The organism is Pseudoalteromonas sp. SG43-6 (assembly GCF_014164365.1).
GTDB lineage: Bacteria > Pseudomonadota > Gammaproteobacteria > Enterobacterales > Alteromonadaceae > Pseudoalteromonas > Pseudoalteromonas rhizosphaerae.
Window position 1 is genome coordinate 1 of record NZ_JACJEZ010000007.1, and the last position, 23,553, is coordinate 23,553.

Consider the following 23,553-nt stretch of genomic DNA (forward strand, 5'->3'; position numbering starts at 1 on the left):
GGTATCTTTCTTCTTGTGTCAGCTGTTTATATTTCATTAAAGCAATTTCCTTTGGCGAGAAAATGGCCGAATTATAACAGCTGGCCATCTAATCTGAGAAATTGCACTTATTATCCGAATTTAGGATCAATTAAAATAAATTTAAACGAGTTAATCTACAGGCTCGTTAGCCTTTATGAGAAAAATCATGAAATGGTCTCAACTAAAGAAACGGATTGAAGAAAATTTTGCTGAATCAGTCAGCGGCAGAATTGAAGTATTTACTACCGCTTACAGACGCCAGGACGAAATAGCCAGAAGCTGGGTTGTTATAGATGGGAAACAGAAAGTTAGCCTGACAGATGTTCATGCAATTTGGGAACATGGCGCTTATTTTCATGAGCTTACTCCTACAGATTGCCTAACTCACCCAGAGATAGATGATGCAAAGCGAACAGAGAACAATCTTCATGAAGTAGGTGAGTTCAGCAGTTATGACTTTAAAACAATGTGCTTTGAGTCATTAAGTATCTCTGCATATGATTGCATAAAAGCAAAACATCCTTTACTTAGGGTAATTGGCGTTCTTCATCGAAAATTGGGAGTCGCCAAAGCGAAAGAATTACAAAACGATCCTCACCCAATGGTCGCATATTTTGCTAAATTCCGTGTGCAGTCAGAGTTGGCTAACAAACAAAGGCAGCCGACGCGTACCGCGCAGCTGCTTTGAGCGTTATACGCAAACTATATGAAGTTTAGTGCTGACGATTACAACATTTTAAGTTACGTCCTTAAAAAGAACTTAATGTCTTAAAATAAAAGGGGTCAAATCTTGACTTCAGACATCAAAGGTCTAGATTTATAGTTTACTATTCATTGAGTGAATTACTATGTCTAGGCCGCTGCGAATAGAGTATGAAAATGCGTTTTATCATGTAATGAATCGAGGGAGAGGGCGCGAAAAAAAATAAAAGGGGTCAAATCTTGACTTCAGACATCAAAGGTCTAGATTTATAGTTTACTATTCATTGAGTGAATTACTATGTCTAGGCCGCTGCGAATAGAGTATGAAAATGCGTTTTATCATGTAATGAATCGAGGGAGAGGGCGCGAAAATATCTTTTTAAGTGATAACGACTTTAAGTATTTTTTACATTGCATTGAGCAAGCAAGTATTCGCTTTAATATTGAAGTGCATTCATATTGTTTAATGACCAATCATTACCACCTGCTAATCAAAACCCCTGATGCAAATTTAGGCCGAGCCATGAAGCATATTAATGGCCTTTACACCCAATACTTTAATAGAGTACATAACACCGATGGTGCGCTGTTTAGAGGGCGCTACAAAGCGGTGCTGGTGGATGCTGATAACTATTTATTGCATGTCAGTCGGTATATTCATCGTAACCCAATTGAAACGAAAATACCGTTGGTAGAAGAGCTTGCTAAGTATAAATGGTCTAGTTATCCAGCTTTCATTAAAAGGGGAGCGACGCCTAAATGGCTAGTGCGAGGCTTTATATTTTCGCTGCAAGGCAAAAAGCGTAAATATGCTGCTTATAAGCAATTTGTTGAATATGAAAACAATAAAGAAATAAGCGCTTTTTATAGTGCTAAAAAGTTATTGTCGGTTTTGGGTTGTGAGGACTTTATTGAAAACATAAAAGACTATATTGCTAAATCAGATAGCGAAAGAAAGCTTGTTAGTAAAAAACGCTCAGCAGATGATGTTATAGCTTACTTAGCTAAACACTTTAATGTTGAAGTTGATGAGATTATAACGGTTAAAAAGGGGCGAAAAGAGAAAAATTTACCACGCTGGTTTGCTATAAAATTATGCCAAGATTTAACGGGATTAAATTTGCAGGCATTAGCAGATGTTTTTAATGTTAAACACTATTCGGCGATATCAAAAACTGTCGGTAGATTAAATGCATTAATGATTGAAGATAAGAAGGTTGAATTGCAATTAGAAAAACTTCGAGATTGTTTGATGTCTGAAGTCAAGATTTGACCCCTTTTGGTTTTTTGGCATCTTTTAGATAAGGTCGAATGTCTGTAAATTGTTTATTTATCTAAACCTTAAAAGCATAGTAGAACTGTGGTATTTTAACGGTCGAAAATTTCAGAAGGTGTATAAATAGTGAAGTTGTGGCTTAAGGATGATTTGGACTCAAAAAAAACGCTTATTCAAAGAGCGATGCTATTTTCTGTGGTCACCTTAGTAATATTATTCTTGTTTCAACCTTTTGGCACGCACAGCGATACTATTTCCTATAAATATCTGCGTCTGTCTGGTTATGGTTTAGTGACTTTTTGTGCTTTATTGCTGGCTGGGTTCATAGAGATATTATTAAGCCGTAGACGGTTAAATAGCCACATTAGAAAAGGCCTTATTGCTACTTTGTATATTGGCTTTGTAGCGGTATTTAATCACAGTTATTTTGTGGTGGCCATATTAGGTGTTTGGCATTGGCAGAATCAATTGTTGTTTGTTTTTTATATTTTAGCCATTGGTTTGTTTCCGATTATTTTTATGTTTTTAGTTAATCGACATTCAGTTGCTATTACTCAGTCTCAGCCAATTGCCCTTGAGTCAAGCCAAGCGAAAAACGCTACGCTAACCTTAGAAAAACAAATAACCTTAAGAGGTGACAATAAAGATGACATTGTACAAGTCAGTTTGTCGCAGATTTTATTTATCAAATCTGCGGATAATTATTGTGAGCTTGGTATGCTCGAAGATGAAAATTGCAGTCGTAAGTTATTGCGCGGCTCGTTAACCAAATTGTTAAAACAGCTTCCAGCTGACGCTCAGGTGGTACGTTGTCATAGATCTTATGCAGTAAATCTTGGTTTAGTTAAGTTATGGCAAGGTAACGCCGGTGGTTTGCAATTGACTATGCAGGCTGGCGATTTGGTAGTGCCCGTCTCTAGAACCTATGTAGAAGCAACAAAAAAGGCCTTGTCATTCGCCCCTAAGGCTTGTTAATCACCGCAAATTTTTGTCACTAAACCCTAAATAATCAGCTTTAGCCCTAACTCATCGCCATGATGAATTGGGCTTGGCATGCTTAGCTCGAATTTTGAATTTCTTACTAAGCAGGTAACTATGAATCACACAATCAAATCACTAATATTATTAACCACCTTTATGTTCTGTCACTATTTTATGCGTGATTTTTGGGGCGAGAGTTGGAGCGAAGTATTACTTAACCTAGATCAACAAACTTATCTTTTACACACCTTGGCGAAATATCTATTTATCTACGGGCCACTTGTCTTAGTGGCGGTCTTATTATTTAAACAACACCCTTGGTATGACGTAATAGGTGTAAACGTGTCTGGCAGTCAGCACTACTTATTGGCAGCTGTAGCTTGTTGTTTGCCTATGACCTTAGGGTATGCATTCTTAAGTACCGAATTAGACCTCTCACTGCCTGGCATTATTACCGGCTCAGTATATGCTGGGTTGTTTGAAGAAATTATCTTTAGGGCAGCGTTATTTGGGGTGTTATTTCACTTTTGTCGTTGGGGATTTATTCCTGCCGCATTAATTAGCTCGGTTATTTTTGGTCTAGGGCATATTTACCAAGGGCATGATGTTATGTCTGTTGTTATGGCGCTAACCATCACAACTATCGCTGGAACATGGTTTGCGTGGTTATATTGTGAATGTGGATACCGCATTTGGTTTCCTATGTTTATGCATATTTTCATGAATGCAGCTTACGGTATATTTGGCATGTCAGGCGGCGCCGCTGGTGACCTAGAAGGCAACCTTTTCAAGGTCACTGCCATTATTCTAAGTATAATTTATGTGCATATACTGGTGCGTAAAGGGAAAACACGGGAAATAGCCTTTAAAACACTATGGCGCAACAATGGCGATGTTAATTCACAACCTCAATCAGAACTAACCACTCAAAACAGCTACTAGGAGAACCACTATGTTTGAATTATTTTTAGTTATGCTAGCCCTTACCTCACCGATTTTAATTATCATCTTTGTGCGTAATTATTTTAATTACAAATCTGAGGTCAATCAGAAGATATTAGCGCTGCAAAAAGACACAGATACCGAAGCGGTGAATAACATGCAGAAAAGGGTAGAGCAGCTGGCTAAAAGAGTGATAGTGCTTGAAAAAATAGTCACCGATAGCAAGTTTGAGTTGGGGCAGGAAATCAGCCAATTGTGATTGATGTAACAGACAACAATAAACGGCTCATGTTGAGCCGTTTTTTTGTTTAATAATTTAGTAACCTGGAGGAGCGCTATCTAACAAATAAACTTAGTTTCACGTTACAAAGTTTTATGGTCGGCTAATAGATAATGAGACATGCAAGATTTGCTTGCTGACAGTCGCAAAAACGGCAAGAGCGGCCGTACGTCATTCAGAACCATACGAGAACATTGTGCCAATGCCCGTCATTCGAAGTCACGTCAGTTAAACTGATTTTGCGATAAATTGTCAGTCTAGTTCGCATCTTAAAAGGGAAACTAACGCCCAAAACGGTCATAAACATTTATCACCTGACCGTTGAAAAAACAAACATAATGGACTTTGCCGCTAAGCTTGTAGTGTTTTTTAAAGCCAAAATCTTTAATTAAAAGCCAGAGGGGTCAAGCCAGTAAAAGCCAGAGGGGTCAAATCTTGACTTCACACATCAAGAATCATCAATGTCCGCTTCTACCACTTTGCCGATATTACGGCTGTGAGCGATAACCCTCAAGATTTCAAAAATGCTGTTTATATTTCATAGTGCCCTTAACTGGGAAGCAGAGAATTATATTGAGAGTGTGACTACTTAAAAGGTTTAGTTATTAAAATATTTTCAAATAAACTTTTTTGGAACATGTATAAGGCGTTTTTCACAATAGGTGTTTTTCAATAACGTGACCCAAAGCGCTGTGACTTTTATTATCTTGCTAGGGTGATTGATTGCAGCCAATCCATAAAGACAGTTAGGCGTTTAGTTGGTTGTCTACGTGAAGAATAGAGCAAAGACACCGGCATTGGCTCGGCTTCAAATTGAGGTAGGACAGAAATGAGCTGGCCTTTCTTGATGAGGTTTTCTGCACCAATCGCGGGGAGTTGGGCAATGCCAAGCCCTGCTAAGCAAGCATCTAAATAAGCATCTGTGCCATTAACCGCTAGGCTACTTGGCATGGATTGTTGTTTTACCTTGTCGCCTTCCATGTATTCAAATTGGGCATCGAGATTACCAAGCGTATGAGAATATTCGATCAGTTTATGATTGGCTAATTCTGCAAGACTCTGTGGAATACCATATTTTTCAACATAGCTTGGCGACACACAGTTTACGCTTCGGTACAGCGTTAATGGGCGAGCGATAAGGCTGCTATCGTCAAGATTACCCACTCGAATGACGCAATCAATGCTTTCTTTAATTATATCAACTCGATAATCTGCGCTGCTGATCTTTAGGCGTATGTTGGGGTATTTTTCGAGGAAGTAGGATAAATGCGGAATGACAACCGTAGTGGCAAAACGACTAGGCATGTCGACTCTGAGTACCCCGCGAACATCATCAGAGTTACGTTGGAACTGGCTTGCCAAAGCGTCTAACTCGGCGAGCAGTACTTGGCACTGTGGTAAGTAAGTCTCGCCGTCTTGAGTTAAGGTGACGCTGCGCGTGCTGCGATGAAAAAGCCGCGTGCCTAATTCACTTTCAAGCCCTTGAATAGCACTTGATACGCTTGACTTTGGCAGGCCAAGTGCGTCTGCTGCCTTGGTAAAGCTGCCAAATTGAGCAACCAATACAAAGCGCTGCATGGCTTCAAATTTGTCCACATCTTCTACCTTTGTTTGTTTTATCCGAACAATGTTATCACTTTTGTCATGTATATCGAACACAATAAATTATCTACTCTGTTCTACGTGGTCAGAGCCGCTATGGTTTAAGGTTTTAAAATTGTTACAGAATAGATTGGAGAGAGTGATGAATAAATTAGCAATTATTACTGGTGCTAGCCGAGGGTTAGGAAGAAACAGTGCTTTAGCGTTAGCTGACAAAGGCATAGACGTTATTTTTACTTATCACAATAATGTTCAACCGGCACAAAATGTGATTGAAGAGATTAAACAAAAAGGTCGAAAAGCCTTTGCTCTTCAATTGGATTCGCGCGATTTTGATGCCATTCCTGAATTTGTTAGTCAGGTTAAGGGGTTGTTGAGCAATGAATTTGCACGAAGCGATTTCGATTATTTGTTAAATAACGCTGGCACAGGTTTGCGTGCAAGTGTGGAAGAAACCACTTATGAAGAGTTAGAAAATATGCTGGCAATCCATGTAAAGGGACCTTTCTTTTTAACCCAAGCATTATTGCCACATATTAAAGACGGCGGTCATATTCTTAATATTTCATCTGGCTTGGCACGGTTTAGTATGCCAGGTTCAAGTGCCTACGCGATGGCCAAAGGTGCAGTCGAAGTCATGACGCGTTATATGGCAAAAGAGTTCGCAAACCGACAAATTCGCGTAAATACCTTGGCACCTGGCGCCATCGCGACAGACTTTGGCGGTGGTAATGTGCGTGACAACCAACAAGTGAACCAAATGGTGGCATCTGTTACCGCCTTGGGTCGGGTTGGGGAGGCTGACGATATTGGTAAAGCCGTTGCCATGTTACTGAGTGAAGACAGCAGCTGGATTACCGGACAGCGTATTGAAGCGTCTGGCGGTATGTTTCTTTAATTTTCAGCTAATCTTGGTGCTCTGCCGCATTATTTTTTATAAGGATTCAAAGCCCTCTTCGTGAGGGCTTTCATCACTACTATGAAGCTCTTAATATATTGTCAGAATTAGTTAAACTCGAGCAGTGTTTACTGGCTCAGACTTGCTTTGACAGTTCAAGTTAAGACTTATTCACATAAATTACAGTGGTTTTTTTAACCTGAATTTTGCTTTCGCTTTTTGCATTAACCCTGCCCTATTATTACAGGCTGGGCAGAAGGTAATTAAGGAAAGGTAATTTCAAATGTTGAGGCTTTATTCAATAGTGGTAATAAGGATTTTTCGCGTCTTAAGTCCTTTAACTCACGTTCTAATTGGCGTTGCTGTGTATTTAACTCTTTACGCTGCGTTTGCGTGATGTTATTGCTGTTTAATTGCTGATTAGTTTCAGAGAGTTGTTGTTTTAGCTCGGTTAGACGGTTATCAATTTCTATACGACGTTGTTGAATTTGATAACGGTCGTTACCTTCTTCCCACGCTTTTCGAAATGCACGGCTGTTACATACACCGTTATACGAGACTCCACGCATAGCAAGAGTAAAGCCGTTTTCAGGTTGACAATACACCGCTAAACCACGTTCGTAGCTACTTTTGAATTGTGCTATATTTGGGGTAATATTGTAATCGTTACACGCCGCGATCTTTGTTATGCCATCGGCATAATCACCACCGTTTACGCCGTGCTCATAACCTAAACTTTGCCAATTAGCGACTTTACACTCATCTTGACTTAACGTTGTGCAGCCATTAAGTAGTGCTATACAACTTAATATAAATAAACGATTTGGCATAACTATCCTGTTATTTCGCTCTGTATCAATACGGTATAATACGTTTCATCGTTATTAAAAATCTACAATTTAAGCTGATTTGTAGACTATTTTAAGTAAAAAATTATGTGTTTTATTTAGTTTAATTGCCACAAAGCGCATCTCAACTAGTGGCGTTTTTTACTGCGAGGAGCGCCTAGTACAATCGCTATTTGGCAGACACATATCGACAAAAATCCACTTATGCCCAAAGCTCCGCCAAAATTACTAAGGTAAGGCACTAAATTATCAAACAAAATCGAAAAAATAACACTGGCAGAAAACAGCGTGTAAATACCAAAGCGTTTTGGTGCGCTCATGCCTATAAATGTTCCACCAAAAAAAATGCTGCTATATAGCTCTGCGTTGAACTCGGTGGTAAGTAAAATAAGGTAAGCGATAATAGCTAAAATTGCTGACGCTCTAATCGCATCTAGACGGTTATGCTTAGCTAAATAAAAGGTCAAAAACGCGCCAAGTAAAGCAAGTGTTACCGATGATAAACTCATGCCGCAAGCCCTTTAGCTAATACAAACAAAGCAACACTAATAAAGGCAATACTTCCTAATTTACCACCAAAGCCAGTAAACACTTTAGTCGTCAGTACGTATAAAATAGCCCCAATCAATGAAATAATTGCTAATTCCCAATAGGTATTAATCAACCCCTGAGAGCACATTCCAGCAAAACTACCAGCATAAACAGCTGCGTAAGGATGATTTGCATACTGTTTTGGAAAAGGAATAAAGCTGCCAATAAGTCCGGTTAGGCAAGATGCAATAACCGCAGGCACTGCAAATTGCGTATGAAGGGTAAAACAAGCAACACATCCACTAAAAAAAGCGATGTATTTTAGGAGAAAAAATTTAGTCATAGAGTCGGTGATTTTTCTTAACTGAAGTACTTAATTCTGAATGAAGTTAGTGCTAGCTTATTATGCTTGGCACTAACCATTATGCAATTAATCAAGGTGCAATTAAACTAGATGCAATTAAACAAGATATAATTAAACAAGGTGTTGCTCAAAAAATGCTAAAGTTCGTTGCCATGCAAGTTCTGCATTCGGTTTATCGTAACGGCCCGTTGAGTCATTATGAAAACCGTGATTGGCATCTTTATACATATACATTTTGTAATCTACATTGAGACTTTTTAAATCGCGCTCATAGTCAGGCCATGTTGCATTTACGCGCTCATCAAGCTCGGCTAATTGGATCATTAACGGGGCTTTAATATTTTTGCGCAGAGCTTCGCTGGCGGGCGTGCCGTAAAATGGTACTCCAGCGCTTAATAATGATGAATCAACCGCAGCGAGGTAATTGACAATATAACCGCCAAAACAAAATCCAACGGCACCAAGTTTACCATTACTGAGTGGGTGTGATTTTAAATAGTGGGCTGCGGCAACAAAATCATTTTGAATTTTCTCTTTATCCATTGAGCTTTGCATGGCTCGCCCTTCGTCATCATTACCCGGATAACCACCTAGCGGAAATAGCGCATCGGGTGCAAAAGCGACAAAACCCGCTTTGGCTAAACGACGGGCCACATCTTTTACATAAGGGTTTAAGCCTCGGTTTTCATGCACCACTAAGACTACCGGGCGCTTGCCCTTTAATTGCGTTGGCACTACTAAATAACCTTGTCCTTTGCTATGACCATTGGGAGAATCAAAACTTTGATAAGTTGCTTTAATTGATTCATCATTAAACGAAACTTGTTCGGCTAAGGCATAATTTGGTAATAACGCTGACGTGAGCACTGTCATTGAATAACCAAGGGCGACTAAGCCACCAAGTTTTTTCATAAACGTGCGTCTATCCATTTTGCCATGAGCGTATTCATCGTACCAATCAAAGGCTTCTTGAGGAATGTGATCTGAATGTGGGTTATTCATTGCAGTGCCTATATGTTATTGATTTAAGATTTAATAACATAGCTGAGAGAACTCAAAATGTATATTGCTGTATGCTTAATATACTTAGCTAACTTCTTCACCGGCATGTTTTGCGGCTAATTCATCAAGTTCTGCGCAAGTGTAATCAAACCCCGCGCCATCGAATTGATAATTTACTTTAACGTCAAAACCACCATTAAGAAGTTTTGTTTTTACTCGGGCGACAGGCCAATGCTTTAATTCGTTTAAAAAACGATTAGCGATTTGACCAGATTGGAAGCGATAGCGTATTTCTGAATTCATATAAAGTAAGTATAATTTGGGCTGTTAACTTCGCAGTTTGTGGATTTAGCCGATTTAGTCAAGTTTTTTGTTCTTTAACATGCTTGATAAGGTCAATTGTGCGCTTATTAGCATTGGTTTTCGTCTGCTTTTGCTTTAACGTAAGGGTCTGTCAGATAAAATAGTTTGCGAGAAGATTACAAGGTATGCCTAAGTACGGTATAAGAGTGTCATGAAAACGCCAAAACAGATTTTACCGTTAATAGAAGACGGTATCGTTGATGAAGTCATCAGCCAATTAATGAGTGGAAAAGAAGCCTCGGTTTATGTGGTTCGCTGTGGCGAGCATATTCGCTGTGCGAAAGTGTACAAAGATGTACAACACCGAAGTTTTAAACAAGCAGTAAAATACCAAGAAGGACGTAAAGTAAGGAATAGCCGCCGCGGTCGTGCGATGGAAAAAGGCTCTAAGTTTGGTCGTAAAGAACAAGAAAACGTGTGGCAAAATGCGGAAGTAGATGCGCTTTTCACGCTTTCTCGGGTTGGCGTAAAAGTACCACAACCTCATGGTTGTTACGATGGTGTACTGATCATGGATTTAGTCACCGATAATGATGGTGATGTTGCGCCGCGTTTAAATGATGTGAGTTTAACTGCTGAGCAGGCAATTGAAGATCACGCTACTATGGTTCATTACATTCGCTTAATGCTATGTGCGGGTATTGTGCATGGTGATTTGTCTGAATTTAATGTGTTAGTAGATAGCTACGGTCCGGTGGTGATTGATTTACCGCAGGCAGTAAATGCGGCGGCGAATAACAATGCGCAAGAAATGTTTTTACGTGATGTACGCAATATGCGCTTGTATTACGGGCAGTACGCACCAGAAATACTCGATACGCGTTTTGGTGAAGAAATGTGGGCTTTGTATCAAGCGGGTGAATTAACAGCAGAAACTGTTCTTTACGGTGAGGTTGCAGATAACCATGCTGAGGCTGATGTTGATTCAGTGCTTGATGAAATCAAAGCTGCATTTGAACAAATGCAAGAAAACCAAGAGCGAATAAAAGCAGCACAAGCACCTGAAGACGACTAAAGTTTATTAGCTTCATTATCGATTTTAAAGATGCGCGCTAACAGTATTAAATTCTGTTAGACTGCGCAGCCTTTAGCTACTCGCGGTGAGTTGCTTTAAATGACAGTTAGGAACGCAGGTGTCAAAATTTTTCTATCGTGGTAAGCCCGATATTATGGGTAAAAATAATCAAGGTACTTATCAGCCTAAACCGAAAGTAAAACCTGGTAGCGAAGAAAATCCGCTCGTTTTACAGGTGCAAAGCGCTGCACGTGAGCTTGAAATAAACGCTATTTTGATAGCTAATGATTTATTTGCAGATATTCGTGTTGATAGTACGCTTGCTGAAGATATTACTCCTTTAGATATTGTGCTTAATAAACCTGTTACTCAAGTTTTTGAAAAAACACCACAACGTAATGATCCATGTTCGTGTGGCAGTAATAAAAAATACAAAAAATGCTGTGGTTAAAATACCTTGTTCAGGTGTGTAAACTCAGGTTGGTGCTGGTGTTAGGAACTTAAAAAATCAGCTCCAGTGATATAAAACGGCAGTTGTATTTAAAAGCTATATATTCATTAGCTTGTGATAGCGTTATTTAATATAGCGCTCACTTAATCAGCGAAACGTGTATGGAATACAGTGATAATAAACTTCAACAACAAACGGCAAAAAACACCTTACAACCCGTGTTTTCAGCTGTATTTGTAGTTACTCTGTTTTTAATAGTTACCTCGTATATTTATTTCTATCCTGAATTAGATAACAGTATTTTTTTTAATGGTGTACTTACCGACGCAATTAACCTATTAATTGTGGTGGCTATTTTTATCATTGTCCAAAGGGCCAACTTATCAGTTTTTGCTTATGTTAATTTAAGCATCGGTTTATTATTGTGGTCAGCGGGTTTAACCTTTGATCTACTTGATGAAATGCTAACCCAACCTTTGTTTATTGGTATTTATGTTGAGGATGTTTTACGTACTGTAGGCATGTTGTTTACTTGTTATGGTTTAAAGTTAACTATAGGCGATTTAACAAGTGCGCAGCAGCAGTTATCAAAAGAGCTGATCACTGATTACTTAACCCAAATAGCGAACCGCCAATTTTTTTATCAATATATGCAAAAAAATCAATCAGCCCCGTATACAATTTTGCTTATTGATATCGATTTTTTTAAAGTGATTAATGATCAGTTTGGTCACGATAGGGGGGATCAAGTACTGATCGAATTATCATCTTTATATGCCAAAGCTTTACCTAATAATAGTGTTTTTGCACGTTTAGGTGGTGAAGAGTTTGCAATATACCTGCCCGGCGATGACCGACCAAAAGCCTGCGATTTAAGTGAGCAATTACTATCACTTGCACATACCATTGAACTTGCTGCTAATCGAACAGTAAGTGTAAGTATTGGTGTGTCATTTAAGGCCCCAGAAGAAGCGTTTAATGAGGTAGTTAAACGTGCTGATCAAGCCTTGTACAAAGCGAAAAATAGTGGCCGTAGCCAATATTACATTGCTTAATCCCTAAGCGATTGATTACAGTAAAATTTACAATTTTAATTGGGGGTTTTTACACTATCAGTTAAATTTATTTGCCTGTTCCTGTTAATATTTATTAAAAAATGCTTATAAAACAATGCACTTATTTATTATGCAAGGCTGGTATTGAGCTTGCAATATGCTTATAAATATAACTTATAAGCACTACCAAGGTGATACTATGGCTGTTATGCAGCGCTTAAAGCAAAAAACACGACAATTTATTGATTCAAAGCATATGTTAACCAGCATAACGGCGGCTTCATTTTTAGAGTCAACAATAGTTCCTATTCCTCTTGAAGCAGTATTGGTGCCGTTGATGCAAGCGCGGCGTGAAAAGCTTTGGCTAATCGCCTTAATGGCGACTTTAGGCTGTATTATTGGGGCTTTGTTTGGTTACGCGCTTGGCTATTACTTGTTTGATGCGGTTGGCGATTGGGTGATCAATACCTTTTCAAATCCAGAGCAGTTTGAACACGTAGAACAGCAAATGCAGCAGCAAGGTTTTTGGTTTGTAATAATGTTGGGGATAGTGCCAATCCCTTTTCAAATAGCTATGCTCGCAGCGGGTGCGACCAAATATTCATTAATAATGTTTTTAATTGCAACGACTATTGCTCGTTCAATTCGGTATTTTGGTCTGGCGCTGGTGGTGTATTATGCTGGCAATCAAGCAGAGCGAATTATTACAAAACATAAAACCAAAGCAATGCTTGGTTTGACTGTGTTGGTGTTAGTTATTTGGTGGTTAACAACGGTAATATAGCCGCCAAGTGACGGCTATATTTGTTTAGTTTACTTTACTTTACTTTACTTAGCGTCGCCATAGATAAGTGAATGTACTTGGCGCCAATCCACCAGTTTAAAATTTTGTGGCTGCTGTGGCATACGATTGTAGCCATCTTGCACTATTAATACGCCAAGAGGGTAGCCAGGCAGCGGTTTGGCTGTAACGGTTAAGCCATCGGTTTCTGACACGCCATCAATACCGTTATTTAAGTTTGCAAGAATATTAAACTTACTGACAAACTCAAGGGTAGGGTGTTTTTCACCTTTATTTATGCGATACACGACATAACTATCGTCACCTTGGCTAGATACCACTAATAAGCGCTCGTCTTTACCATGATAAATCTCCATACCTTCTACATCATCAACTAGCATTTCATTCACGGATTGCAATAAAATAGGCGCTTGCTGTGAATCAGGCTCTGCTTGGATAAACCAAATACCAGCGTCTTCCTCACCGGCAAAAAGTTCGCCGTTTTTATCATCACTACTACAACCTTCTGGCTGGCTAGGTAGAGTAAATTCGCGCACCAGTTTGCCCGAGACTTGTTGCTGTTGGCTGGTTATTTTATATTGCTGATATAACCCTGATTTATCATTCACAAATACATAGTCACCAGATTTCGATGAATACATGCATAAGCCATAAATCTCACTCAAATTGGTAGCCACGCTACCTAAGTGGTGTACGCTGTTTTGTATGTCGACAGTGAACAAACTAATGCTATTTTCACTGCGGTTACTGGCTGCAATTAGCGTGTGAGTTGGGTTGTTGATATTACTACTTTGACGAACGTCAACATTGTTAACTCTACCTACGTCAAGGTTTTGAATTTGCTCTCCAGCTAAGTTATAGATCATCAGTCCGCGACGTTTATCGGTGCCTATGATCAAGCTTTTAGCGGCGTCGGTTGGATGCGCCCAGATGGCTGGATCGTCTGCGGCATCACCAAATGCTGCAACTGGTGTCGTTTGCACGTTTGCATACACATGTGCTGTTTTTGCCGTGGTGGTGTTGGTTTTTGTCGTACTGGTGATTGGGTCTAAAATTAACTGGCTGCTGCGGTACGCGCCACTTTCATCGTCATACATAATGGCTTGAGCAGTAGTGGCGTTATTATCAATTACCACAGAACCAATACTGAGATCTCCAGAGACACGCCACTTTTGTTGTATACCTTGCTCTGGATTATATCGGTATAGGGTGTTATTGCTGCTGCTAGTAAACCAGAGGCTGCCATCAGTGCTGGTGGTTAATGCGCCAATACCGCTGGCCAGTTCACCAAAGGGAGCAACCATGGTAAGGGGTTGTTTACTCGCTGAAGATTCTGCATTGGCGTTCATTTGCCAAATGCCAAGTTCTTCTTCACTGATAAATAATTGTTGGCTTACATCATTAACCGCACAACCCGCAGCTTCATTTACACCGGCAAATTCTCGGACCGCAATGTTAGTGGTTTGCTCTGTGGCAAAGTTATAAATTAAGGTTTCGCGCATTAAGCCGCGAACATCAGCAACAAAAGCAGAAATACTCCCGGTATTGTGATTGTTAAATAGGCAGACCGCTTCAGGTTTTGCTTGTGGTGCAACAATCGGTGCGTGCTCCGTTAGTTGCCAGTTGCCGTTACTTTGAGTTAGGGTGAAAACGGCAACCAGATCACGTTCATTATCAATACTGGTCACTAAAAAGCGATTATCGCCAATAGTACGCACTGACAGAGTTTCAAAGTTACCCGCGTTAAGTACTTCGCTATGTTGTTTATTTTGCTCTACTACAATTAAGCCTTGGCTTTCACTGGCTAGTAACCATGCATCATCAAAAAGCCAAGCAGCTTGCGATCCTTGAGCATTATTTTGTTGCCAAAATGGTGTGCTGTTAAGCTTTAGTGTAGTTTGGCTTGGTTGAGTGGAATTAACATCTTGGCTGCTGCAAGCGCCTAATGTTGCTGTGAGTGTTAATATGCTCAGTGCATAAGCAAGTGGTTTAAGTGTTGGCACGAGTAAAGTCCTAAGTTAGCCATGTATGCGATGCAAGCTAAATAACTTTTATGACAAAACCGTGACAAAAGAAAGACTTCTGCAGTGAGAGTAAAGCTATTTAGGTTTCCTTTCATTCAATGCTTTTTATTTTATCCATCTGTTTTTATTGGTTTTAATTTTTAACTTTTAGTTTTTAAATGGCGCATTAGAGCATCGCTTTCATGCTGAGCTGATGTGACCCTAAGCATGATATAGCGGTTATTTTTCTGTGATGGTGGTGTGTATTTCTGTTTTCATTTGCGCTAATGCTTGTAGCACGGAACGTTGCCAAATAGCTTTAAATGCCTTACTAAATAAATATAAGAATAGCAAAGGCATGATAAATAATTTGATGATTAGTAACGACACTAAGTTTAAAAATTCAATAAATAAGCCCTCTAAAGAATTAGCCATATCGGTAATGCCAGTGGTAACGGTATCAACGACTTTGCTAATTAAATTGCCAGAATTACCTGCTAGTTGGTCGTTATAATCATGCAGCTGTTGTTGCAGCTGAGCTTTCTGTTGATATAACGCGGCGAACTGATTGTTGATAGATGCTTGTTGTTGCTTTAACTCGCGCTGTTTTTGCAGTAATGGTTTAGCCTCGGGAAGTTCTGTTAAGGTGAGTTTTTCGGCTAAACTGCGGGTCGTTTGAATGGCGTCAATTTGCTTATTTAAATGCTCAAGCTGCTGTTGGTTTTCTGTAATAATTACTTTTAATTGTTGTTGCTGAACGGCAATAAGTTCGAGTTCATCGAGGGTTGTTTGCTTGCCACTGTTAATTTTTGCGCTCAGTTGTGCTGATAATGTGGAGGTTGCATTAGCCTGTACGCTAAGTGTGTCAACGGTCTTTTCAACATATTGATTTTGATAATTAATTTCTTCATCTAGAAAGGCTTGGCTGGCAAGCCCAGTTGCAAGTACTACAAATGGAATTAAAAACCGCACTAAAATCAGGCTGGCTAGTAACTTTCCTTTAAGCTGTTTTAAATACCCAAAATAATCACAGACTAAATAACTAATGACGCTGGCGGTAAACAAGGCGCTAAAAAATACCCCTGATGAAATAGTAAATAAAATCCGCTGGATAAACAGTGAGCCTAATGATATGCGCATCGCATCGGCAATGTATTCGGCTAAATCGTTCACCGGATCAAGCAATTGCGCAGGCGCTATGCTGGCTATACCAATACCAACTTCAGCCGACTGTAATAAAGAAATAATGCCGTTAACACTGCGCGCAGAAGCATAAACTAATGATGACTGCACTAAGGTTTGGTCAAGAAAATCCATGACATAGCTGTTAAATTGCTCTGACCAGCAAAGTAGTAGCAGTATAAGTATGGCAATATACTTGATAACATCTCGTTGTTTACTTTGCATGTATTCCTCAATAACATTAGTTAGCTTGTTTGACGCTACACTAATTAGGTGTCACTACGCAATTATGTTTGATTGAATTATTATAGCTATTAATGGTCAATGAGTGACCTTCACGCAGTTTTTGAGAATTTATGAAAGAGTCCGCTTCACTTGTACAATGTTGTATTGATGATCTTGATCCCGTTCAAGATCTGGGTCGGTTAGTTGCTTATTTACGGTCAAATTTAGTAACTCATCTAGATGCTGGCCTTACGCCAATGGATTTAACTTCGGCGCAATATATTGTTGTGGTGCTATTAGCTCGAGGCAAAGTGCATACTTTGGCAGAGCTATGTGAGCATATGGTTTATGATCGTGGCGCGATGAGCCGTTTGTTGTCTCGTTTAGAAGAAAAAGGCTTAGTTGCAAAACAACAATCCGCAGAAGATCGCCGCTCTACGCTATTATGCCTTACTGAAAAAGGCCAACAGCTTTACCCTGAAATACTCCCTATTGTGAATAATATTTACCGCACAGCACTAATCGACTTTTCTGATGATGAAAAAAAACTGTTGGCAAAGCTGTTATTTAGAGCAATTCATAATTTGAAATCGTAAATCTAGCTAAGGGTTATATTGCTGTGAGTGCAGAGATTTGATAATATAGTTGCCTAGGCATTTATATTTAACAAATCGCAGGGTGTTATGATCGAAGCTACTTTATTAATGCAGTTACAGCAGCAATTTCCAGAACATCAGTTTGCAGCCGAAAATTTAAATGTTGTTCATACTGGACGTTTTGCAAATGCTATTGTCTATCGTTATACCGATCAGCAACTCGATTTAGTAATTAAAGATTTTCAACATAGCCCTTGGTGGGTGAGAAAAACCTTTGCGCCTTTGTCGGTGAATCAAGAGTATAAAGGGTTGGCTCGTTTAGCAGGCATAACTGGAGTGAGTGGGCGATTTTTACGATTATCGCCGATTGCTGTTGCCTATGACTATATTACAGGCACACCACTTAAACAGTTAGTACAACAAAAACAAGTGCTACCCGTTAGTTTTTTTAAAGATTTTGAACGACTGGTTGCATTAATGCATCGCCGAGGGGTTGTACATTTAGATTTGCGCAATTTGGGTAATGTGCTTTGTAGTGATGATGGTAAACCGTATATCATCGATTTTCAGTCGACGATACGATACGCTCGATTTCCTCGTTGGTTACAGCAATTTATGCGTGGTGCAGATATGTCGGGTGTTTATAAAGCATGGGCAAAGCTTGCTGATCAACCTCTGCCAGATGCCAAAGCTGATTATTTAAGTAATTTTAATCATGTTAGAAAGCGTTGGATTTTTAGAGGTTACCCGATCCAACGTGCATATATGTGGGGATGTGGAATAGCTACGCAAATTGCCGCTGCCATCATGGAGCGTTTTTTATAAAGCGCGTTATTACACGCTTTATAAATGTTACTAAGTTGGCTGATTTAAAATTTAGGCCAACCATTTGAGTCCCAATTTAGTGTGCTGATCAATAGTTTTGGCACACCGTTGTCACCTTTATCATAAGCATGGCGAACCATTACATCGGTATTAAGAATATCTTGGCCGCCAGGTCCGGCCCACTGGCTGTTACCAGCATCTAAAATACTGCCACCACCAGAGAGCATATTGTTGCCATTCTTGTCTAAGTAAGGACCACGAATATCCGTTGCACGCCCATATGCGATACGATAGGTGCTATCGGTTCCTGCGCAACATTTACCAACAGATACAAATAGGTAGTAGTATCCTTGGCGATAGATGATCGTTGGTGCTTCAATGCCACCTGAGCGGCTAGCAAGGGAATAGAGCTCACCAAATGGTTTCATCGTTATTGGGTTGATCCGCATTAACTTGATACCTGAATTCCACGAACCGAATGTTAACCATGGCGCACCATCTTTGGCGACGACTAAATCTGGGTCAATCGCATTGTAGTTATTGCTGTTGGTGGTGTTTATCACTAAACCATCATCACGCCAATTACCGGCAGAGACACTACTTGCTGAGGCTAAACCAATTGCCGAAACACGCGAGCCAAAGGTTGATATTGCATAATAAAGCGAGCTACGCCCATTGTAGCTTTTAAGTTCAGGCGCCCAAACATCAATGCCATCGTGTTCAGGCACATAGTTAGACCACCAATTTAAGCCATTAGGAAAAATCGCTGCCGCATCATTCCATGCTACGCCATCATTTGACCACTTTCCAGCGATGCCAGGCCCAGTTTGAAATATCCACCACGTACCATTTTCGTAACTGATGGTTGGATCGTGAGTGACTAAACTACCGGTTAATGGCCAATGATCCGTTGCGCCATTGGTAGTTGAAGGATCAAAGGGAGCGGATTCTACGTTGGCGAGTTTATTGAGCTGCCAAAGCTGTGCATCACTGCCATTGTATGCCCATTGGCTGATATTAGCCCCGTCATTGCCGTCAAAGTCATACAGGTCGAGTGCTTTTTGGCTATTGGCATTGATAAAGCTCACATAGCCGTTGCCTTCGTTATTAATTTGCCAATGCTGGGTTGCGCCAGCGCTATAGTCATATTGCACTACGTTTGCGCCATCATTAGTTGACCACTCAAAGACCTCCATTGCTTTACCGCTGTTAAGGTTTATTACAGAGTAGTTATTATTTTCAACCTGAGTAATGAGCCAGCGTTGGGTATCGTGATTGGTATTAGCCCATTGGCTAATATTCGCGCCATCAGCTGTTGATGCATTGGCAACTTCGACAAATTTGGCGCTATATTTTGATTTTATGGTATAGACGCCATTATCGATAGCGAATGCATTATTAAAAAATGGATTGGCGGCTAAACTAAGCCAGCAAAGTAGTTGTGTGGAAAATTTCATTTTATCTCCAAAGTACAGTGTGTGTATGATCCGATAGCTAAAGCAAATTTAGCATTCGACGAGCAGCTCAACGGTGTAACCTTTAAAAGGTTAATTATAATACTTTATTATATTATTACTTTTGTAAAGATAAATGGTGATTTAAGTTAAATAAAAGTTGGGTCTGGGTGGGCGTGGGAGCATGTTTTGCTCCCCATTGTTGTTAGTTAATAAACTGGCTTGGAATTTCCCAGCTTTGAACTAGCAATTCACCTTGCCACGTTTGGAGTGTGATCCATGCCTTATCTTTGCTGGTTATTAATTTTGGTGCAATAGCGTGCACATGTTGACCATGACGCGTGCCATGTAAAATACCTTCATCGGCTTTTGATAACTGACTAAGTGGTAATGGGGTGGGGCCAATATTCATGTAACCTTGGCGTACATCTGCTATTTTTCCTTTATTAAACATTACCATAAAATCTTTAACGTATTCACCATGGTGGCTATAGGGGGGTGCCATATTAAGTGGCATGGGTGCAAGGGTAAACTCTCCCATTGTTTGCTCGCCCCATGAGTCAGGAAATATGAGAATCATTGATTGATATAAAAACCAAAATGGTAAAATTAAAATACTAGCATGTAGTAGATACTTATAGCGTTGCCACCAAGTACTTTTAAGTCGCGCCATTATTGTGCCTCCTGAATATAGTCAGTTGTTAGCAGCTGCGCCTTTGTTGTCTTAGCTAACTTACTACGCCACATCATAAAGCCTGTAATAGACATACCGCTTAAGATCACGCCAAAAATAAACCAAACTAGCTTGGTCCAGATCCCGCCAATTGTGCCGTAATGCAAAGGGTCTGCAATATGAGAAATAGTTTGTAGAGCGTTCATTGATTCGGGGCTTTTAGTCTGTGCTAATTCGCCTGTCCAAGGATTTATCGTCGTTGAGAACGCATAGTCATCATAGAAAATAGTGTTGTTCGAGCCGCTGATACTGTACATGCCTCGGCTATGTTCTGGGAACATGATGTAATGAGGTTCAAAGTCAGTAAACTGCTGCTTAGTGAGCTGTAGAGCCTGACTTAGACTGATGGCCGGTACCGTTTTAGAAGTGGGCAAATCAGCTACGCTAACCAGCGGCGGATGCTCTTCAATATCAATTTCGTTATGCCACATAATTGCTTGAGTTAAATACCAAAACCCCGTTAAGCTCATAATGAGTAAAAACCACATAGACCAGACGCCAGCTAAGCTATGTAAATCTTTTAATAAGGTTTTTTTACCTTGATTGAAGCGCAATTTAGGCTGAGTAAAAGCACGCCAGAAATTTTTATAAATAATCAGCCCGGTGGCTAATGCGCCAAACATGACTATTGCCATTGCAGATACAAGATAATAACCGACGCTATAACCAGATTGCCATGGAAACAACAGCCAACCATGTAACGCGCGCATAAAACCAATAAAGGTGATGCCTTGATTAACTGCTTGTATTTGCCCTGTGTATTGATTTACGTAGGCAATTGCTTGGGGTTTATTGTGATCTGTAAATATAATAGCGTTTACTAAATACGGTTCATACACCAATACTGATGTGATATCAGCAGTTGGATGTTGTTGTTCTACTGCTGCTATTAATTCATCGATTGGTTTTGCAGGCAAATTGTTAGGATTACTTGCTCGAGCTGCAGGGTTGGTTAACCAGGTAAGCTCATGACTCACTACAGAGAGAGTGCCTGTAATACAAATAAAACAGAATAAAACCCATACAGGCAATGAGAACCAGCCATGTAATTGAAACCAAAATCGCTTGCTTACTTTAGCCATAGTGAAACCTATTGTTAATGATATTTGTTATCATTCATATTGCATTTCAATAATTGTACTATTAAACTGCCTGCAATTTCAATTTGTCCTAAGGAATACTAATGCAGTTAAGTGGAATAAATACACCGTTAAGTATTTTATCTTTGACTCTTCTTTCACTGTTAAATCCCTCAAATGCTGTTGCCGAACAGCAAGCTGTGAGTGAAGATCACGATTTAGAAGTTATTACGGTAAAAAGTCAACGAGGTTTGATTTCATACATGAGTGCATCTGGTGCAAAATCAGACGTGCCAATCATTGAAACTCCGTTATCTGTTTCTGTTTTAACGCAAGAGCGAATTGAAGACCTAGGCGCATTAACTATTCAAGATGCAATTGGTTATGTGTCTGGTTTATATAACGGTCCATACGGTGTTGATACCCGTGGCGATTGGTCGGTTATTCGTGGTGTGTCGCCCGTACAATACTTAGATGGCTTAAAATCGTTGTATGGTAGTTATAATAATGTTCGTACTAACCCTTATGGATTGTCGCAAATTGAAATACTAAAAGGGCCGAGCTCAGTGCTATATGGGCAAGGTTCAATTGGTGGAATTGTTAACTTAGTCTGTAAAAAACCAGAAGCTGAAACATCAGGGCAGCTTTGGGGGCAAGTTGGTAACTATTCGCGTAAACAAGTTGCGGGAGATATTACTGGTGCTTTAAATGATGATGCGTCATTACAAGGGCGAGTAATTGGTTTATGGCGAGAGAGTGATACGCAAACCGATTATGTGCCAGATAACAGTATTGTGTTTTCTCCATCATTAACCTGGTATGCCACTGATGATACAAAAATAACGCTATTAACTAATTGGCAAAAGAATGAATCAGGCACGAGTACCTCGTTCTTACCTCACTCAGGCACTATTTTAGAAAACGAAAACGGCAAAATTCCATCAAACCGTTTTGTTTCTGAGCCGGGTTTTGATCGTTATGATACTGAGCAAGCGTCAATCACTGCGATTTTAGAGCAAAATATTAATGCTGATTGGCAGTTTAAACTTGCTGCGCGTTACACCGATAGTCATGCTGATTATCATACGATTTATGGTTGGCCACCTAAATTTTTAGAAGATGGGCGCAGCGTCAAGCGAGTGTCTTATCTTAGCTCCGCTGATTCGCGGGCTATTGCCAGTGATGCCCAGTTTCATGGCAATATAATAACCGGTAATATTGAGCACACAATAGTGATGGGGCTTGATTATCAAAATGCTTATACCGATAACGACTCTGTTTCTGGACTCGCTGGCACGCTAGACTTATTTAACCCGAAATATGGCCAAGTCGCTAATTTACCAACGGTAGATGATATCGTTGATTATGACTCGTCAAAGGTTTATCAAACTGGCTTATATATTCAAGACAGTATGAAAATTGCTGATAAGTGGATAGTCTCAACAGCATTACGTCGCGATAAAGCAACAACAAACCCTGAAAACGGCAAAAGTGAGTCACAGTATGCGACCACCGGTCGTTTAGGCTTGATGTATTTATTTGACTCAGGGGTTTCACCGTATGCAAGTTATAGTGAATCATTTGAACCATTAATAGGTCAAGATGCTTACGGTAAAGCATTCGAACCAAAAACGGGTGAGCAAGTTGAAGCGGGTTTAAAATATCAACCAGCAGGTACAGAGCATCTACTTACGGCCGCCGTATATCATATTGTAGAGCAAAATCGCACCACCAGCTTACCAGCTGAACAGGTGGGTAATACAAATCTTATTGACCCTAATGGACAAGTTCAGCAAGGTGAGGTAACTGTTAAAGGTATTGAATTAGAAGCACAGCTAGCGTGGGATACAGTCGATGTTTACGCATCTTATGCATACACTGACGGCTATGTTAGTCAAAGTAATACTCTTGGTGAAGATGGTGCAAAGTTAAGTGCCTTGCCAGATCAGCAAGCATCTATTTGGAGTACTTGGCGACCTGAGTCATTGAACGGCTTTAAAATGGGTTTTGGAGCACGATACGTTGGTGAAACATCAGATGGAAGTGCCTATGTTGAAATGAATAATATAGTTTTAAATGATCCTATTAAAACGGATAACTATACTTTATTTGACGCTATGATTGGTTATGATTTTGATGACTATAGTTTTAGTTTACAAGCGCAAAATTTAACGGATAAAACAGTGATTACATCATGTTTAGCGCGTGGAGATTGCTTCTATGGTCAACGCAGAACTGTAACTGCGAATGTGCGCTATAAGTTTTAATGAAGTTAAGATGTAGTATAAATAAAGGGAGCAATTAGCTCCCTTGTTTGCAGTAT

General features: G+C 39.8%; 24 protein-coding genes. 13 read left to right on the forward strand and 11 right to left on the reverse strand.

The features are described from left to right. The first annotated feature begins 187 nt into the window (after nucleotides 1-187). The 5 genes from H5201_RS04395 (at nucleotide 188) to H5201_RS04415 (ending at nucleotide 4,181) form a co-directional block, all read left to right on the forward strand. A complete protein-coding gene (locus H5201_RS04395) occupies nucleotides 188-709 on the forward strand; it encodes a hypothetical protein (RefSeq protein ID WP_182783785.1) in 522 nt (173 codons plus the stop codon). A 312-nt stretch (nucleotides 710-1,021) separates the two neighbouring features. Beyond that, nucleotides 1,022-1,996, forward strand: a complete 975-nt coding sequence (locus H5201_RS04400) for a transposase (protein ID WP_182783787.1) — start codon at nucleotides 1,022-1,024, stop codon at nucleotides 1,994-1,996. 129 nt (nucleotides 1,997-2,125) lie between these two features. Further along, complete coding sequence (locus H5201_RS04405) at nucleotides 2,126-2,974, forward strand: LytTR family DNA-binding domain-containing protein (RefSeq protein WP_145237698.1); 849 nt, start codon at nucleotides 2,126-2,128, stop codon at nucleotides 2,972-2,974. A 120-nt stretch (nucleotides 2,975-3,094) separates the two neighbouring features. Beyond that, nucleotides 3,095-3,922 (forward strand): CPBP family intramembrane glutamic endopeptidase, encoded by an 828-nt coding sequence (locus tag H5201_RS04410; RefSeq protein WP_182783789.1) that lies wholly within the window; start codon nucleotides 3,095-3,097, stop codon nucleotides 3,920-3,922. Between the two features lie 10 nt (nucleotides 3,923-3,932). Continuing rightward, entirely contained in the window at nucleotides 3,933-4,181 is a 249-nt protein-coding gene (locus H5201_RS04415) for a hypothetical protein (RefSeq protein WP_145237690.1), read from the forward strand. A gap of 723 nt (nucleotides 4,182-4,904) precedes the next feature. On the opposite strand, the gene H5201_RS04420 is transcribed toward H5201_RS04415, so the two are convergent. Beyond that, nucleotides 4,905-5,798, reverse strand: a complete 894-nt coding sequence (locus H5201_RS04420; protein ID WP_182783791.1) for a LysR family transcriptional regulator — start codon at nucleotides 5,796-5,798, stop codon at nucleotides 4,905-4,907. A 148-nt stretch (nucleotides 5,799-5,946) separates the two neighbouring features. Between H5201_RS04420 and H5201_RS04425 the strand changes: the two genes are divergently transcribed. Beyond that, nucleotides 5,947-6,702 carry an SDR family NAD(P)-dependent oxidoreductase gene (locus H5201_RS04425; RefSeq protein WP_220497141.1) on the forward strand — a complete coding sequence of 252 codons (756 nt, stop codon included), beginning with the start codon at nucleotides 5,947-5,949 and terminating at the stop codon, nucleotides 6,700-6,702. A 263-nt stretch (nucleotides 6,703-6,965) separates the two neighbouring features. On the opposite strand, the gene H5201_RS04430 is transcribed toward H5201_RS04425, so the two are convergent. The 5 genes from H5201_RS04430 to H5201_RS04450 all read right to left on the reverse strand — a co-directional run bounded on the left by H5201_RS04430 (nucleotide 6,966) and on the right by H5201_RS04450 (nucleotide 9,750). Further along, the gene (locus H5201_RS04430) at nucleotides 6,966-7,532 is read right to left on the reverse strand and encodes a DUF2799 domain-containing protein (RefSeq protein ID WP_149980925.1); all 567 of its coding nucleotides are present in this window, start codon (nucleotides 7,530-7,532) and stop codon (nucleotides 6,966-6,968) included. A gap of 146 nt (nucleotides 7,533-7,678) precedes the next feature. Beyond that, nucleotides 7,679-8,059 carry a hypothetical protein gene (locus H5201_RS04435; RefSeq protein ID WP_149980924.1) on the reverse strand — a complete coding sequence of 127 codons (381 nt, stop codon included), beginning with the start codon at nucleotides 8,057-8,059 and terminating at the stop codon, nucleotides 7,679-7,681. Then, entirely contained in the window at nucleotides 8,056-8,424 is a 369-nt protein-coding gene (locus tag H5201_RS04440) for a hypothetical protein (protein ID WP_179959150.1), read from the reverse strand. The genes H5201_RS04435 and H5201_RS04440 overlap by 4 nt, the downstream gene beginning before the upstream one ends. Before the next feature lie 132 nt (nucleotides 8,425-8,556). Then, nucleotides 8,557-9,447, reverse strand: a complete 891-nt coding sequence (locus H5201_RS04445; protein WP_149980923.1) for a dienelactone hydrolase family protein — start codon at nucleotides 9,445-9,447, stop codon at nucleotides 8,557-8,559. 84 nt (nucleotides 9,448-9,531) lie between these two features. Then, nucleotides 9,532-9,750: a hypothetical protein gene (locus H5201_RS04450; protein WP_145237669.1), complete on the reverse strand. Its 219-nt coding sequence runs from the start codon at nucleotides 9,748-9,750 to the stop codon at nucleotides 9,532-9,534. A gap of 211 nt (nucleotides 9,751-9,961) precedes the next feature. Here H5201_RS04450 and H5201_RS04455 point away from each other — a divergent pair, with 211 nt between their 5' ends. The 4 genes from H5201_RS04455 to H5201_RS04470 all read left to right on the forward strand — a co-directional run bounded on the left by H5201_RS04455 (nucleotide 9,962) and on the right by H5201_RS04470 (nucleotide 13,115). Next, nucleotides 9,962-10,825: a PA4780 family RIO1-like protein kinase gene (locus H5201_RS04455; protein WP_145237666.1), complete on the forward strand. Its 864-nt coding sequence runs from the start codon at nucleotides 9,962-9,964 to the stop codon at nucleotides 10,823-10,825. A 118-nt stretch (nucleotides 10,826-10,943) separates the two neighbouring features. Continuing rightward, nucleotides 10,944-11,276 carry a PBPRA1643 family SWIM/SEC-C metal-binding motif protein gene (locus tag H5201_RS04460; RefSeq protein WP_145237663.1) on the forward strand — a complete coding sequence of 111 codons (333 nt, stop codon included), beginning with the start codon at nucleotides 10,944-10,946 and terminating at the stop codon, nucleotides 11,274-11,276. 161 nt (nucleotides 11,277-11,437) lie between these two features. Next, nucleotides 11,438-12,331 carry a GGDEF domain-containing protein gene (locus H5201_RS23070; protein ID WP_259399654.1) on the forward strand — a complete coding sequence of 298 codons (894 nt, stop codon included), beginning with the start codon at nucleotides 11,438-11,440 and terminating at the stop codon, nucleotides 12,329-12,331. 199 nt (nucleotides 12,332-12,530) lie between these two features. After that, the gene (locus tag H5201_RS04470) at nucleotides 12,531-13,115 is read left to right on the forward strand and encodes a YqaA family protein (RefSeq protein ID WP_145237660.1); all 585 of its coding nucleotides are present in this window, start codon (nucleotides 12,531-12,533) and stop codon (nucleotides 13,113-13,115) included. A 44-nt stretch (nucleotides 13,116-13,159) separates the two neighbouring features. Here H5201_RS04470 and H5201_RS04475 read toward each other — a convergent pair whose 3' ends face one another. Together H5201_RS04475 and H5201_RS04480 are read right to left on the reverse strand one after the other, a co-directional pair. Then, entirely contained in the window at nucleotides 13,160-15,136 is a 1,977-nt protein-coding gene (locus tag H5201_RS04475; protein ID WP_182783795.1) for a phytase, read from the reverse strand. A gap of 240 nt (nucleotides 15,137-15,376) precedes the next feature. After that, on the reverse strand, nucleotides 15,377-16,543 hold the full coding sequence (locus H5201_RS04480) for a hypothetical protein (protein WP_182783797.1): 1,167 nt from the start codon (nucleotides 16,541-16,543) through the stop codon (nucleotides 15,377-15,379). Between the two features lie 131 nt (nucleotides 16,544-16,674). Here H5201_RS04480 and H5201_RS04485 point away from each other — a divergent pair, with 131 nt between their 5' ends. Both H5201_RS04485 and H5201_RS04490 read left to right on the forward strand, forming a co-directional pair. Further along, a complete protein-coding gene (locus H5201_RS04485; protein ID WP_149980919.1) occupies nucleotides 16,675-17,139 on the forward strand; it encodes a MarR family winged helix-turn-helix transcriptional regulator in 465 nt (154 codons plus the stop codon). An 87-nt stretch (nucleotides 17,140-17,226) separates the two neighbouring features. After that, on the forward strand, nucleotides 17,227-17,964 hold the full coding sequence (locus H5201_RS04490) for an RIO1 family regulatory kinase/ATPase (protein WP_182761660.1): 738 nt from the start codon (nucleotides 17,227-17,229) through the stop codon (nucleotides 17,962-17,964). A 44-nt stretch (nucleotides 17,965-18,008) separates the two neighbouring features. Here the strand turns inward: H5201_RS04490 and H5201_RS04495 are convergent, their stop codons facing one another. The 3 genes from H5201_RS04495 to H5201_RS04505 form a co-directional block, all read right to left on the reverse strand. Next, a complete protein-coding gene (locus H5201_RS04495; RefSeq protein WP_182716993.1) occupies nucleotides 18,009-19,421 on the reverse strand; it encodes a family 43 glycosylhydrolase in 1,413 nt (470 codons plus the stop codon). 202 nt (nucleotides 19,422-19,623) lie between these two features. Further along, nucleotides 19,624-20,091, reverse strand: coding sequence for a hypothetical protein (locus H5201_RS04500; RefSeq protein WP_149980916.1), 468 nt, complete (start codon nucleotides 20,089-20,091; stop codon nucleotides 19,624-19,626). Beyond that, on the reverse strand, nucleotides 20,091-21,233 hold the full coding sequence (locus H5201_RS04505) for a PepSY domain-containing protein (protein ID WP_182716994.1): 1,143 nt from the start codon (nucleotides 21,231-21,233) through the stop codon (nucleotides 20,091-20,093). The genes H5201_RS04500 and H5201_RS04505 overlap by 1 nt, the downstream gene beginning before the upstream one ends. A 101-nt stretch (nucleotides 21,234-21,334) precedes the next feature. Here H5201_RS04505 and H5201_RS04510 point away from each other — a divergent pair, with 101 nt between their 5' ends. After that, nucleotides 21,335-23,497, forward strand: a complete 2,163-nt coding sequence (locus H5201_RS04510) for a TonB-dependent siderophore receptor (protein ID WP_182783799.1) — start codon at nucleotides 21,335-21,337, stop codon at nucleotides 23,495-23,497. Nucleotides 23,498-23,553: the final 56 nt, after the last annotated feature.